Source organism: Desulfovibrio sp. TomC (genome assembly GCF_000801335.2).
Lineage (GTDB): Bacteria > Desulfobacterota > Desulfovibrionia > Desulfovibrionales > Desulfovibrionaceae > Solidesulfovibrio.
On sequence record NZ_JSEH01000032.1, the window covers coordinates 1 to 14,106 of the forward strand.

The 14,106-nt window shown below is 58.5% G+C and carries 15 protein-coding genes; 13 read left to right on the forward strand and 2 right to left on the reverse strand.

The annotated features are described in order from the left end of the window. From NY78_RS20125 to NY78_RS20180, 13 genes are all read left to right on the forward strand, one after another. Nucleotides 1-435: type 4 pilus major pilin (locus NY78_RS20125; protein ID WP_043640217.1), on the forward strand; the 435-nt coding region annotated here is incomplete at its 5' end. 137 nt (nucleotides 436-572) lie between these two features. Beyond that, complete coding sequence (locus tag NY78_RS20130; protein ID WP_197084284.1) at nucleotides 573-1,460, forward strand: ATPase, T2SS/T4P/T4SS family; 888 nt, start codon at nucleotides 573-575, stop codon at nucleotides 1,458-1,460. Further along, nucleotides 1,457-1,885 carry a type IV pilus biogenesis protein PilM gene (gene pilM, locus NY78_RS23285; protein ID WP_043640225.1) on the forward strand — a complete coding sequence of 143 codons (429 nt, stop codon included), beginning with the start codon at nucleotides 1,457-1,459 and terminating at the stop codon, nucleotides 1,883-1,885. The genes NY78_RS20130 and pilM overlap by 4 nt, the downstream gene beginning before the upstream one ends. A 4-nt stretch (nucleotides 1,886-1,889) precedes the next feature. After that, nucleotides 1,890-3,002, forward strand: coding sequence for a shufflon system plasmid conjugative transfer pilus tip adhesin PilV (gene pilV, locus NY78_RS20140; protein WP_043640227.1), 1,113 nt, complete (start codon nucleotides 1,890-1,892; stop codon nucleotides 3,000-3,002). A gap of 2 nt (nucleotides 3,003-3,004) precedes the next feature. Further along, the gene (locus NY78_RS20145) at nucleotides 3,005-4,207 is read left to right on the forward strand and encodes a TrbI/VirB10 family protein (protein WP_043640232.1); all 1,203 of its coding nucleotides are present in this window, start codon (nucleotides 3,005-3,007) and stop codon (nucleotides 4,205-4,207) included. Beyond that, nucleotides 4,197-6,200, forward strand: coding sequence for a type IV secretory system conjugative DNA transfer family protein (locus NY78_RS20150; protein ID WP_043640233.1), 2,004 nt, complete (start codon nucleotides 4,197-4,199; stop codon nucleotides 6,198-6,200). Before NY78_RS20145 ends, NY78_RS20150 begins: the two co-directional genes overlap by 11 nt. Further along, entirely contained in the window at nucleotides 6,197-6,730 is a 534-nt protein-coding gene (traF, locus tag NY78_RS20155; RefSeq protein WP_043640234.1) for a conjugative transfer signal peptidase TraF, read from the forward strand. Before NY78_RS20150 ends, traF begins: the two co-directional genes overlap by 4 nt. Beyond that, nucleotides 6,731-6,916, forward strand: coding sequence for a hypothetical protein (locus NY78_RS20160; RefSeq protein WP_043640239.1), 186 nt, complete (start codon nucleotides 6,731-6,733; stop codon nucleotides 6,914-6,916). It begins immediately after the preceding gene. Beyond that, nucleotides 6,906-9,173 carry a zincin-like metallopeptidase domain-containing protein gene (locus NY78_RS20165; RefSeq protein WP_043640252.1) on the forward strand — a complete coding sequence of 756 codons (2,268 nt, stop codon included), beginning with the start codon at nucleotides 6,906-6,908 and terminating at the stop codon, nucleotides 9,171-9,173. Before NY78_RS20160 ends, NY78_RS20165 begins: the two co-directional genes overlap by 11 nt. Beyond that, nucleotides 9,170-9,790 carry a lytic transglycosylase domain-containing protein gene (locus NY78_RS20170; protein ID WP_231584054.1) on the forward strand — a complete coding sequence of 207 codons (621 nt, stop codon included), beginning with the start codon at nucleotides 9,170-9,172 and terminating at the stop codon, nucleotides 9,788-9,790. Before NY78_RS20165 ends, NY78_RS20170 begins: the two co-directional genes overlap by 4 nt. A gap of 8 nt (nucleotides 9,791-9,798) precedes the next feature. Then, nucleotides 9,799-11,808, forward strand: a complete 2,010-nt coding sequence (topA, locus tag NY78_RS20175; protein ID WP_043640256.1) for a type I DNA topoisomerase — start codon at nucleotides 9,799-9,801, stop codon at nucleotides 11,806-11,808. Beyond that, the gene (locus NY78_RS24005; RefSeq protein WP_082140121.1) at nucleotides 11,805-12,497 is read left to right on the forward strand and encodes a phage tail protein; all 693 of its coding nucleotides are present in this window, start codon (nucleotides 11,805-11,807) and stop codon (nucleotides 12,495-12,497) included. The genes topA and NY78_RS24005 overlap by 4 nt, the downstream gene beginning before the upstream one ends. A gap of 61 nt (nucleotides 12,498-12,558) precedes the next feature. Beyond that, nucleotides 12,559-12,978 (forward strand): MucR family transcriptional regulator, encoded by a 420-nt coding sequence (locus NY78_RS20180; protein WP_043640261.1) that lies wholly within the window; start codon nucleotides 12,559-12,561, stop codon nucleotides 12,976-12,978. Between the two features lie 151 nt (nucleotides 12,979-13,129). On the opposite strand, the gene NY78_RS20185 is transcribed toward NY78_RS20180, so the two are convergent. Beyond that, nucleotides 13,130-13,393, reverse strand: coding sequence for a hypothetical protein (locus tag NY78_RS20185; RefSeq protein WP_043640265.1), 264 nt, complete (start codon nucleotides 13,391-13,393; stop codon nucleotides 13,130-13,132). 15 nt (nucleotides 13,394-13,408) lie between these two features. Beyond that, nucleotides 13,409-14,044 carry a ParA family protein gene (locus NY78_RS20190; protein ID WP_043640268.1) on the reverse strand — a complete coding sequence of 212 codons (636 nt, stop codon included), beginning with the start codon at nucleotides 14,042-14,044 and terminating at the stop codon, nucleotides 13,409-13,411. Nucleotides 14,045-14,106: the final 62 nt, after the last annotated feature.

Sequence of the window (14,106 nt, forward strand, 5' to 3'; positions counted from 1 at the left end):
ATTCTGGCCGGAGCCGCCTTGGGCCTTAACGCGGCCTTCTCCTCGTCCAAGCTGGGCGAGACCGAACAAAACCTCGTCACCCTGCGCATGCAGGTGCAGCATATGTTTTCCGGCTCAGCCGATTACAGCGGTCTGGACAATAGCTTGGCGCTCAAAGCCGGGGTGGTGCCCAAATCATTTATTAAGGGTGAAGTTCTCAAAAACGCGTTCGGCGGCAACATCACCTTGACCTCAGTGACAGCCGATGCGGCCTTTTCCATCGAGCTCACCAGCATCCCCCAGGAAGAATGCACCAAGCTGGCAAAATTCCAGACGGATGCCTGGCTCGGTGTGGATGTCAACGGCCATGTCGTGGATCGCCTCTCGGATACGGTGGTCACGGACATCGTTTCCTATTGCGAAGATACCAACACCATCCTCTTCACGGCGAGATGACCATGACCTCGCTGGCTGAGCTGTCCTTTTCGGACCTGATCATCTTGCCGGACGGGTCCGCGCGCCTCAAAGGGTGCCCCGACTCAGGACAGCAGCTCATCCCCGTCCCACAGGATTGCGCGGCCGAGGTGAGGGAGTTGCCCAAGAAGCTGATCGACGCGGTCTTGGCCAAACGCCAGACGGACCCGGCCACGGGGCTTCGCGTGGAACCCCGAACGATTCGGTATTCCCATAACGACGTGTATTACCGGGTGGCCGAAATCCAGGATGTCGATTCCGGTCAGACCTGGTTCATGCGCCGGCTACCGGCAGCAGTGCCCGTACTGCCGGAACTCGGATTGCCGTCGTACCTGACCGATTGGCTGCTTCTCGCGGAACAGCGACAGGGCCTTATCTTGGTGGCCGGGGCGCAGGCTTCGGGCAAGACCACGACGGCCAGCGCCTTGGTGGCCGGCCGGCTCAAAAGACATGGCGGCCATGCCGTGACGTTTGAAAACCCTGCGGAATTGCCCCTCGGCGGCAGTTGGGGGGACCACGGCTACTGCTTTCAGACGGAGATTCAAGGGGAGCACGAACTTCCCATGCAAATCGAGCGGGCGCACCTATACGCTTCGCCCAACGTCATTTTCATTGGCGAGATCCACACCAAGTTCGCGGCGCTGGAGGCCCTGCGCGTGGCCCTGGGGTCCCGGCAGCAACTGGTGGTGGCCACCATCCATGGCCTTGATGTCATCGCGGCCCTGGAGCGGCTCATCAACTGGGCGCAGGAGCTTGATGGGGTTAACGCCTGCGAGAACCTAGCCAATTCCCTCCTGGCCATCCTGCTTCAGGATTTGGAGAGCGAGCCAAAGTTGCAGAAGTGCCCGCAATACCTGCTTCTCCCTTTCGCCGCTTCCAACTCCGAAAGCGCCATGCGCATAAGAGGCCTTCGGGCGAAACTGCGCGAACGACAACTGCAGACGCTCGGTGACGATATGCGTGATTTGCGCAACCGCATCGCCGACCATGGACTCAAGGCCATATGAAAGCCCTGGCCGTTCTCATGATTCTTCTCGGCCTCCTGGCCACGCTGCGTTTCAGGGGCATGGACTCCCAGGATGATCAGCGGACAGAGACAATAGCCGCGAACTTCGCGGTCTACCGCAATGAAGTGCACCGCTACGTTTTTAACAGTCACAAAACGCCTGGAGAGATTGCGACGGCATCCCTGGACCTACCTACGGGCTGGTCGATGCTACGTCCTTGGCACGCCCGGATCGAGGCGGGCTGCCTCTACGTCTGGGGGGAAGCGTCGCCCGAGGAAATAGCAGTCGTCCGGGATTTGTACTGGGGAAGCTACGCCATCGGCCGCGCGGCGGCGGGCCGGCTTTTCCCCAGCTACGGCGGCGTTACGCCGGTCCCGGCCTTCGTCTCCGAGGGCGACATCGTGAGTGTGGTCAGCGTGGAGTAATCGCATGAAACTCATTGAAACTATCGGCGCGCTGCTGGTCCTTTTCATCATGCTCCCAGTTCTCTTGAACCTGTGGGAGCTGGGCGCAAACGAGCTCGAAAAACGGCAGGCCGCCGACCAGCTCGTTGCGGTGACCAAGGCCGCTTCCGCCTATGTCCGCAAGCACCAGACGGACCTTTTGACGCAAACCTCGTCCACCAGCGGCCCGACGATCAGCACGGACCCGTTGGTAACGGAAGGGTTCCTGGAGGCCGGCTTTCAAGGGCACAACGTCTGGGGCCAGACCTATCAAATCGTCTTTCGGCAGCCAGCTTCCAATACGTTGCAGGCCGTGGTGCTGACCACAGGTGGACGAGGACAGGATTCCAAGGATGTCCGCTTCGCCACCTCGGTCGTTCCTTCGGCGGCTGCGATGGCGGGAGGGGCCGGCGGCTTCATCCCCACTGGGGATATTCCAGACCAGCCGTCGAGTTCGCTACGCGGAGCTTTCGGCGGGTGGACAATCAACCTGGTCAGCGTCGGGATCACATCCCCAGGGCCTGGGCATCTTGGGGCACTGAGCACGTTCGACAGCTCAAGCCTCGGCCAGGATTTTCTCTACCGAGTGGCCGTCCCGGGCCACCCGGAACTCAATCAGATGCAGACGGAACTGGATATGACGGATCACGCGATCCGAAACCTCTACGCGGTCCAGTTCACGGCCCGAAGCTTAGGCAGCGAAGTCTGCGATTCGTCCGTGGAAGGCAGGGTGTTTCTAGATACGACCCAGGGCCTTTACATCTGCCGGAACGGCAACATGGAAATCCTGGCCGACACCGGAAACAGCACGCTTTTGAAAAACGCCACTCTGGCCAAGGACGGGGATCTCATCGACAAGCCGTCCTGTCCGCCGGGCACCGATACCACTCCGCAAATCTTCGTGACTCCGACCATCGCCGCTGCCGGGGCTGCGGCTCCACCCCTCACGTCGTTTCAGACCTGGGCGACCAGCACCAGCGATACGCAGTGGCAAGTGCATCTGCGGCTGCTGACCACAGATGACACTTTGGGTTGGGTCAATCCCGTGTCGGACTACGGCCGCATCATGGTCTGTACAACCTGCGCCAAAGGAAGTTGATCATGCTCAATGATCCCAATGAATATATTGAGACCCAAAGGATGCGGAAGTGGCCGTTTTATGCCGCAATTTTTGGCGGGGCTATACTGCTCGGCGTCTTGGTGTACTCGGTGGAGTTCTCCAGCCAAAAAAAACAGGAGGAGAAAACAAAACCACCGATTGCAGCCCGAGACGACAAACCCTTGGTCAGCGATGCCGGCGGTATGGGCATGGCGACGCCTCCAGCGTCGCCAGCGCCAACAACACCGCCCAAGCCCATCGTGCAGGTGGTCACCAGCAACGAGCCGCCGGAATATAAACGCGAACTGGAAGAATTGCGCAGACAGCGGCATCAAGCCGCCATGAGCGCACTTTCTTCGCCGCTTGTCATTCGCAAGGTCAAGGACGAGGCGAAGACAGGGCTCCTGGGTGAAAACAATGCACTGAAGCCCGAAAAAGAGCCGGCTGATCACCTCGATCGACTTGAGCGGCTCGCGGGAGCGCCCCGGGAGGGGGACTACAACCCGGCGGCGGACAAAGACAAGGAAGCGTTCTTTGATCGGGCAAAGAAGACCGATAAGCAGTGGATTTCCCCCAACACCCGAATGGCAGGCCAGCGGTATGAGGTCAAAACTGGTGCCGTGATCCCAGCGGTGATGATCGGCGGCATCAACTCCGATCTCCCCGGCCAGATCATTGCCCAGGTCAGCCAGAATGTCTTCGACACGGCCAACGGCCGGTTTCTCCTCGTTCCGCAAGGGGCACGGCTGTACGGAGTCTATGACTCCCGGATCATCTATGGCCAATCCCGTGTGCTCGTAGCCTGGAACCGCATCATCTTTCCCGATGGCTCGGCCATCACCTTGGAATCCATGCCCGGCACGGACAGCGCCGGCTATTCGGGATTCAATGATGAAGTGAACAATCACTATTTCCGGACTTTTGGCGGCGCACTGCTCATGTCGCTCATCACAGGGACCACTTCCTGGGCCGTGGACAGCATGACCCCGACATCCAACAGCTCCAATTCCACAAACAGTTCCTCGAAACCGACTCTCCAACAGGAAATGGCCTCGGCCCTGGCCACGCAGTTCGGACAGACCACCTCCAAGCTTCTCGAAAAAAACATGAACATCAAGCCGACGCTGGAAATCCGGCCTGGATACCGGTTCAACGTCATCGTCACCAAAGACCTGGTCTTCAAGGAGCCTTATCGTGAGCAGTGAGATCATTCAGCACGGCCTGGGTGGAATCAAGACGCGCCGCAAGCTTTGGCGATGGGGCTACCTCATTTTTATGGTGCTCTTGGCCTTGGTCAGCTTGTCTTTGGCTACCCAGCAGGTGGCGAACATCTTCGGCAACCATCCGTCCTTGGGCAAACCTTGGGGCTCGGTCTTCGGCATGGCCTGGTACGCTCCCTGGAAAATTCTTTCGTGGCACCAGTGGAGCAACGAATACGAGGCCGTGCGCCGGGCCGAATTCTATGGGCAGATGCTTTTTATCGTGCCCCAGTTTCTCTTTCTGGGTTTTGCCCTACTGAACATGCGCAAACCCAAGCAGGCCTCCGATCTGCATGGATCAGCCCATTGGGCGGCCGAGGATGAGATCAAGGAGATGGGGCTTCTGGGTGGCCAGGGCATCTATGTCGGCGGCTGGGTCCAGAAATTCCACGGCTGGCAGGCCGTCAGGCAATGGCTCCATGGCCGTCGCGCGCAATTGCAACGCTATCTGCGGCACGATGGTCCCGAGCACGTGCTCCTTTATGCGCCGACTCGGTCGGGCAAGGGCGTGGGTATCATCCTTCCGACGCTGCTTTCCTATCCCGATTCGACAGTGAGCCTTGATATCAAGGGCGAAAACTGGGCGCTGACGGCAGGCTGGCGTCACTCACAGGGGCACAAGGTTCTGCGGTTCGATCCCTCGGATGCCAGCTCGGGCGACGACAGGATCGGCACGTGCTTTAATCCCCTGGAAGAGGTGCGCCTGGATACGCTCCAAGCCATCCCGGACGTGCAAAATATTGCAACAATGATTGTGGACCCCGAGGGCAAGGGCCTTCAGGACTACTGGGCCAAGGCAGGATTTGCCTTCATTGCCGGTGCCCTGCTGCATTGTCTGGTTTGGGTGCGCCACAAACAAAAGCGACCGGCCACCTTGAGCGATCTGGGGAATATGCTGGCCGACAAGGATCGCACGATTGAGCAGCTCTTTGAGGAAATGCTCAATGTCGATCATGCGGCTCTTGTCGCGGAATGCTTCCCTTCCGGAGCAATCGGCGGTGAGGACATCCACACGTTTATCGCCAGCTCAGCCCGGGAGATGCTCAACAAAAGTGCCAATGAGTGCTCGGGCGTGGTGGGGACGGCGGTGTCCAACCTGGCGCTTTACCGCGATCCCGTGGTGGCCATGAACACTGCGCGCTCCGATTTTCGAATTCGCGATCTCTTGCATTTTGAAAAGCCGGTGAGTCTCTATCTCGTCGTCAGCCCAACAGATGTGAACCGGGTGCGCCCGCTGCTTCGGCTGATTCTAAACCTCATTATTAGCCGCATTTGCGAACGTATGGAATTCGAAAACGGAGTCCAGAAGAAACCGCCACGTCGCCTGCTGATGCTGCTGGATGAGTTCACGTCCATCGGCAAGATGGAGGTCGTCAACAAATCAATCGCCTATGCCGCCGGCTATGGCATCAATTATCTGCTCGTCATCCAAAACATAGAGCAACTTAATGAGACCTACGGCAAGGAAAACGGCATCAAGGGCAACTGCCACATTCGAATTGCCTACGCGCCGAACACGCTGGAGACAGGCAAAGAGCTTTCGGAAATGACGGGCAAGACGACCGTTGTGACCGAAAAGACCTCTTTATCGGGCTCTCGGAGTGGCCACTTGAAAAACGCCTCGGTCAGCGTCAGCGAAACAGCCCGTCCCCTTCTGACACCGGATGAATGCATGCGTTTACCGGGCCTTACGAAAGAGGGAGGGAAGGCCAAAAAGGCCGGCGACATGCTCATTTTCGTTGCCGGCCGTTCCCCGATCTATGGTCGTCAAATACTGTATTTCCTGGACCCCGTTTTTTCTGATCGGGTCAAGGTGCCGACTCCCGTCCAATCCGATTCCCTCAATCGGGCCACCACTGCCAATCCTAAGGCTCAAACCTCTCTTGAGAGGCAAAGCGGCTACGCCGCCTACCTCAAAGCGCAGGAGGTTCAGGCATGAGGCCCGTCGTCTTTCTCATGTGTTTCATGGGGTGCGCGGGAGTCCTTCTTTTCGAGGGCGGGTTTCGATTCAACGCCACAGCCTCGATGCCCCGGGGGTTTTACCAGCTTGTCCCTGGCAAGGCTGCGGTGATCGAGCACGGCGACCTCGTCAGCTTTTGCCTGGAAGACGCCTCCTTCACGCCGTTGGCCCTGGAGCGGGGTTACCTGCGGCCCGGGGCATGCCCGGGTGGGCTGCAACCATTGCTCAAGGTCGTAGCAGGGCTCCCAGGAGACGAGGTGGACCTGGCTCCGGACGGCATTCGGATAAACGGCCAGCTTCAGCCGGAGAGCCAGGCGCATTCGCAAGACAGCCATGGCAGGCCGCTGCCGCCTATTGCGCTCTGCCCTGTCCAGATTCCCCCGGACATGGCTCTGATTCTGTCCTCTGGGCATCCAGGCGGTTTTGACGGCCGATACTTTGGCTTGGTCCCCTTTGCCTCGCTTCAACTGGTGAAGCCGGTTCAACTCTTCGACACAGGAGAAAAATGAATGGAACGGGAAACTCTCAAAGCGGCGGCTCGGGCGGTGGATGTCCAGGCCTCGGAAAATCCGAGTCTTGGCATCCCGGCCGATCCTGAGGTGGCGGACTTCATGGGGGCGTTCGAGGAAACAGCCGTCAGCCTCGATGATCTGGATGATGGGCATGAAGGGGAGGAAAGCGGGCATGGCGCATAAAGACCGCAAACCCTTTCACGAAGAATTTGCCGCGCAGCTGATCGATGACCTCAAAAAAGGCACAGCTCCTTGGCAAAAGCCCTGGCAGCCCGGCGAACTGCACGCGCCGCTGAATCCCGTCTCGGGCACGGTCTACAGCGGCATCAACCGGGTGATGCTTTCCCGAAAAGGGTACGATGACCCGCGCTGGATGACGCTGCGGCAGGCGAACTCCTTGGATTGCCGAGTCCAGAAAGGCGAAAAGGCTCAGCCTATCGTCTATTGGCAGTTCTCCAAGGATGAGCCCGCCCGGGACAATGACGGGAAGCCGGTGCTGGACGGCGAGGGCAACCAGGTCATGGAAAAGGTGGAGCTGAGCCGCCCCATCGTGCGCTTCTCCTCGGTCTTCCACGTCAGCCAGTTGGAGGGGAACATCCCGCCTTTGGACCCGTCCACGGTCAGGCTAGCCTGGGACCCGAATCAAAAGGCGGAGACGATCCTCGAAAACTCCGGCGCGACCATCAAACATAATCAGCGCAACCGGGCGTATTATAGCCTGCGCTCCGATGAAATCTGCCTGCCTCCTAAAGACCACTTCCCCTCGGCTGATGGCTACTACGTTACGGCGCTCCACGAACTTGGCCATTGGACCGGCCATCCTTCCCGGATGGACCGGGAGTTCGGCCCCTTCGGCTCCGAGCCCTATGCCCGCGAGGAACTGCGGGCGGAAATCGCTTCTTGGATGCTCGGTCAGGATTTAGGAATCGGCCACGATCCCGGGCAGCATTTGGCCTATGTGGATTCGTGGGTCTCCGTCTTGGAAAAAGATCCTTATGAAATCGTCCGCGCCTGCCGCGACGCGGAGAAAATCAAGCAGCACGTCCTCAGCATGGAACAAAAGCAGGAACTGTCCCAGGAGATGATGGCCCAAGACAAAGCAGTCGCCAGCTCCCCGGCCGAGAAGAAAGAGCACCTCGATGCTCGTGTTCATTTGTGGCATGAAAATGAAACCGGCAAGCCCCTCCAAGAGTTTTTGGGGCTTAGCGACGACGCATTTGCCGCCTATCTGCGTGACGAGGGCGTGGGAAAAGCGCCACCCGCTCCTGCCAAAGAAAAAATCTTCCTGGCCGTGTCGTTTCGCGAAAAGGACAGGGCGAAAGCTGCCGGAGCCAAATGGGATGGCAAAGCCAAGCTCTGGTACGCGCCCGAGGGCGCGGACATGACCAAGCTCGGCACCTGGCTGCCTTCCAAAGAACCGAGCCCGGCCCCAACCATGGACCCCAAGGATGAGTTCGCCCAGGCCCTGCGCGCAGCCGGCCTGGAGCTTAAGGTGCCCATCATGGACGGGAAGATTCACCGCGTGCCTGTGACTGGCCGGTCCAACGCCCTGGATGGGGCTTACCAAGGCTTTCTCGATGGTCATCCGGCCGGATGGTTCCAAAATTACGTGACCGGCGAAAAAAACACGTGGAAAGCCCATGGCCACACCCTGACCGAAGATCAGAAGGCATCTCTCAAGCTGGAAGCGGCGGAACGTGGTCAGCGCCGGGAGCGTGAACGGCTGGCCAGACAGGACGATGTGGCCCGCCAGTGTCGCCAAGCATTTGAGGCTTTGCCTCCGATCAGACCCATCGCGGAACTCGATCACCCATATTTGCTTCGCAAAGGCGTTCCACCCCTCGGAGGGATCAAGGAATCTTCCGATGGCAAGTTGTTGCTGATACCTCTTTATAATGCCCAAGGCGAACTTCGAAACGTGCAGGAGATTGATTGGGAAGGGAATAAAAAATTCCAAAAAGACGGTCAAAAGTCAGGCTGTTTCTTCAAACTTGACTTCGACGAAAAGCACAGCACCAACGAAGTTATCCTGACTGAGGGCTACGCAACAGGGGTGAGCGTCAATGTCGCCACGAATAAACCCGTCGCCGTCGCGTTCGATGCCGGCAATCTTGAGCCTGTGGCGAAATCCCTTCGGGAGATGTTCCCGGAAGCCAAGATCACCATTTGCGCCGACAATGATCATTCCAGAGAACATGGAAACATCGGCGTTGAAAAAGCCACACAGGCTGCGCAAGCCATAGGGGGAGAAGTCGTCATCCCGGTCTTCAACAAAGAAGAACGAGCCGCCGGATTGACCGATTTCAATGATCTTCAACTATCACGTGGCCTCGCGGAAGTGGCCGGGCAGATATCTAAGGGCAAGGGAGTGGCCAGAGGCCACGACCAGCATCTTGGCCGCGAACTGAGCCGCGAACTGAGCCGCGAGATGACCCGATGAGCATGATCCCCCAGGTCTGCGCCAGCATGGCCCTGACCATGTTGCTTGCGGCGGGCTCCCCTGCCTGGGCTCAATCTTCCGAAGACCTGGTCAGCCTCTTCGATGGTCCCTGCGAACGCTACGGCGTGCCGAAGCCGTTGGCCCTGGCCATCGCTGGTCAGGAAAGCGGAGGGCGGCCATGGGTCATGAATATAGCCGGTCGGCCGATCCTCCACGCTTCGAAGGAAGAGGCCTTGGTGGTGGCCCGGGCCGCGCTTGCCGCCGGGCTCTCCTTCGACATCGGCCTCATGCAAATCAATGCGCAGTGGCTTCGGCGCTACCGTCTCCCCCTGGAGGTGGTGTTCGAACCTCGCGGCAACGTCCAGGTGGGCGTCTGGATACTGGCCCAGGCCATCAAGCGCTATGGCCTGACCTGGGAGGCCGTGGCCACCTATCACACCCCCTTGGAACGAAACCCCGAACGCGGGCGGGCCTACGCCGCCGCTGTCTTGGCCAGACTCGGCAGCAAAGCTCCTGCGATGATGTCGTCTTCCTCTTCGAGTCCGCGACAGATGGTGTCGCCGGCAGCTTCGCCAATGGTCGTCAAACGGCGAGAAGTTGCCAGCAATGAAAAGTGAGGTAGTACATGAACCTTTTGATTGTTGAATCCCCTGGCAAGATAAAAAAAATACAAGGGTTCCTGGGTGAAGGATGGCAGGTCATGGCCAGCGTCGGCCATGTGCGCGATCTGCCCCGGGATGGCATCGGCGTCAACGAGACGTCCTACCGCCCACGCTATCTCCCAACCGAACGGGGGAAAGGCGTCATCGCCAAACTGGCCAAGGCTGTTCAAAGTGCCCAGGCCGTGTATCTGGCCACTGACCCCGACCGGGAGGGAGAAGCAATCGCGTGGCACCTGGCCGAAGCATTGCGGCTCAAAGACCCGAAGCGCGTCACCTACGCCGAAATTACCGAACAGGCGGTCAAAAAGGCGCTGGCCAGCCCGCGTAGCCTGGACATGAATCTGGTGGCCGCCCAGGAAGGCCGTCGTGTTTTGGATCGGCTGGTGGGCTACAAGGTCTCCGGCCCCCTTTCGCGCGCAGTGGGCGGCAAAAAGTCGGCGGGGCGCGTCCAGAGCCCGGCTATGCGCCTAGTCGTAGATCGTGAGCGCGAAATACGAGCGTTTACGGTCACGACGCATTACGGGGTCGATCTCGTTTTTGACCATGTCGAGAACATCACGCTCGGCTGGGTGGCCACCTGGTTGGTCAAGGATTGGCTGGAACCAGGCCAAAGCTACTTGCTGAACAAGGAACTGGCCACGAGGGTGGCCACTGAGACCCGCAAAGTGACTGTCCTGAGCTGTGAGGAGACGGAGAGCCGGTCCGCACCGCCAGCTCCGTTCACCACATCGACGCTCCAGCAGGCGGCTTCGGCGGCCCTCAAGATATCCCCGAAGGAAACCATGGGACTCGCGCAGCGGCTCTATGAGGCTGGCCATATCACCTACATGCGAACGGATTCGCCAAACATCAGTGACGAAGCTGTGGCCGCTATCCAGGAGTATTGCCGCAGCCGGGATTGGCCGGTGGTTGCCAAGCCCCGGCGGTGGAAGAGCAAGGATGGCGCGCAGGAGGCCCACGAAGCCATCCGCCCCACCCACATCGAGGTCGAAGAGGCTGGAGCGATCGATGGAGAGAAGGCCCTCTATACGCTGATCCGCCGACGTACTCTGGCCAGCCAGCTCGATGACGCGACCTATGCCGTGCGCACGGTCCAATTGGCCGGCAATGTCATTTCGGATCAAGGCCCTGTCTTTCAGGCCAAAGGGCGAACCTTGGTCAAGCCGGGCTGGAAGGTCGTGCTGGAAAAAGACGACGCCATGGAAAGCGAGCCGGAAAAAGAAAACCCTGTGCCACGCCTCCAGGTTGGCAGCCTTCTGACGGTGGGCAGCGGATTGGTGACGATTCATAAAACCAAGCCACCGGCGCGCTATACCGAGGCCTCGCTCATCAAAGCCTTGGAAGAGCGTGGCATCGGGCGACCGTCCACCTATGCCGCCATCCTGGAGAACATCATGGCCAGGGATTACGTGCGCCTTGAAAAACGCAACTTAGTGCCAACGGAAGCCGGCGAGATCGTGGTGGATGCGCTACGCAGCCACTTCGGCTTTCTGGACTATTCCTATACCCAGGGCATGGAAGAAAGCCTCGATGCCCTAGCGGCCGGGAAAGCTCGCTATGTCGAGGTCATGCGCCAATTCCACACGAGCCTCGAAGGAGAGTTGAAAGGCTTCGTGTCCCTCACTTCCCATGCGTGTCCGGCCTGCGGCAAGCCTTTGCGCCGGATCACCAAGCCAGCGGGCAAGAATGACCGAGGCTACGATTTCTGGGGATGCTCGGGTTATCCGGATTGCTCAGCGACATTCGCCAATGACGGCGGCAAGCCCGGGGAACGTCTGGAAGTCCGTCAAAAGGCCCCTGCTAGCGGCATCCAGTGCCCGAAATGCAAAAAGCCTTTGATCCACCGCATAAAGGAGGGGACTGGAGGATACGATTTCTGGGGATGTTCGGGATTTCCGAAATGCAAAGAGTCCTTTCCGGATGCCGACGGCCAGCCTGAGTTTGACGCCAAGAGGACGGGAGGCAAAGCATGACCCTAATCCTGCGCATCATCTTCTTACTGGCCCTGGTCCTCTCTGTTGGCTGCGGCCGGTACACTATGGCTGCTGATGGATTGAGCTTTAATCCCACGCCGATTACGATAACCAGCCAGGGAACCATTCCTGTCGGAACCGTCATCCCGTGGCCATCTACGTCACTCCCGGCAGACGCCAGCCGTTGGCTGGAGTGCAACGGCCAAGCCGTGCCTTCGGGCAGCCAGTATGATCGTCTCAGGGCCGTCGTCGGTACGAACGTGCCGAATTATGGCGATCAATTTTTACGAGGGACAACGACGCCAAGCCTTGTGGGCACCATGGTATCCGATTCGATCAGAAGCCATACGGTCTACGTGCCAGGGCAAAATGCGCCTGTCAGTGGGAATCTAAACTCAACAGGTCTTTCCGGTTCAGCCGCACCGCAAGGCTATTCTTATCAGGCTGTGACTGGTTCACAAACTGTTCTTACTTGGGCTGATGGATTGCCTAACTTTGGACAAACTCAAACTCCAAATATGGGTTGGTCTAACGGATCGACGAGCGGTGGCAGCATTTCAGGCTCACTCAACAGCGGTTCATTGACGGGTACTGCATATGTATCCAGTCAAACCGGATCGTATACAGGTGGATCGGAAACCGCTCCTGTTCATACCAGAGTTAGATATCTCATACGAGCTGTGCCGTAATGAGTTGATGTGTCGTCATGATAACCATAATCTCGGCCAACGTGGCCGTCAGGGGGATGTCGTGGATAAAAATGAAGCAGTGGCAGCGGCTCTGGATATTGTGAAAGCTCAAGCTGGAGCCCGGTCCATGTCCGAGGACGAAATCCTGTCCATGGTCAAATCTGTTGCTGACGGTATCCTGGCTATGGCTGGCGATGGCCAGTGTCAGGATAGCGAAGTTGCCGGCGCTCCTGTCCTTGATCCCAAAAAAGCCGTCAAGGAAGCCTCCATCGTTTGCTTGGAATGCGGCAAATCCTTCAAAGTCATCACGAAGAAGCATTTAGCTTCCCACAACCTCAGCGCTGAAGAATATCGTGCCAAGCACGGCTATAAAAAGACACAGGCTCTGGTCTGCAAGTCCTTGGTCCGGGAGCGTCGCGCCAAAATGAAAGATATGAAGCTGTGGGAGCGGCGGACGAAGTCATCGTCATCTGCCGACTAGGCAAAGTAGCTGTCGCTGTCTGCTGCGAGAATGGGGTGGTCTAGCTAGCCTAGACCACCTCTAGCTATCCACAAGGTACTTCCCTGAGCCAGCAACCGCTCCATCTTCTCACACACAACGTATCCATTGCCCGGTCTCATCATTTTTCGTGTTATCGTGTTAAGTGTTTCTCTTCCCATGCAGCCAAGGCCTGGCGTAACAGTTCGTTGAGCTTCAAATCTGCCTCGGCTGCACGTTGCCGAAACCTCCGGCGAAATGTTGCGTCCACCTTGAAGTTTAATGGAGAAGCCTTGACAGAGGCCTCGGCGGGCTCAGCTTCCAGGTGCCTTGCAGGCGCGTCGGCACCAACCACAGCTTGGCCTTTGACGGCAACCAACCCAGGGGATAGGTCAGCGGTCTTTTTCTTCGTGCTCATGGCTATATCCTCTTGCTATCGTGCTTTCTTGTTTCCGTTCATTCGAGCTTTCACGAATTCCCACAGCTCGGCAATCTCCGAGGCTGACCGACCACGCGGGTCGATCTCCATGACTGATCGTCCGTCGATCATGGACGAGGCGAAATCCACCCGATCATGAATGACGGAGGGCGCGACCACACCATGCTCGGATAAGGCGGCCATGGCCTGGACCGTCAGACGTGAGTTCGCCTTGGCCTGGGTCAAGGCGAAGGCGAACGGACGTCCCGAACCGGAAGCCAAGGAGACGGTGCTCCCCACCGCACGCAGATCGTGAGGACTCGGCCGGGTGGGGATCAGCACAAAGTCAGCCAAGGCGACCACCGTCTGGATCGCATCGGTGATGGCCGGAGGCGTGTCAATGACGGCATATTTGAATTTGGCCTTGGCCAAGGCCTCCAACTTTTCCGCGAGCTCTTTCAAGCTCGTAGGTGCGAATGCGGGCGTTTGCGCCTCTCGCCCATTCCACCAGGCCGCAAGACTTGCCTGCGGGTCAGTGTCGATCAGGACGCATGGACCATCTCCGGCCCGCTCGGCCATGACAGCCAAATGTGCAGCCAGAGTGGTTTTCCCTGCGCCACCTTTCTGGCTAGCAAGAACTATGGTTTTCATCTTTTCGTCCTTTCGAGTTAATTCATTTTCGATTAAAAACGAAAAAAAATAACTCCATAGAC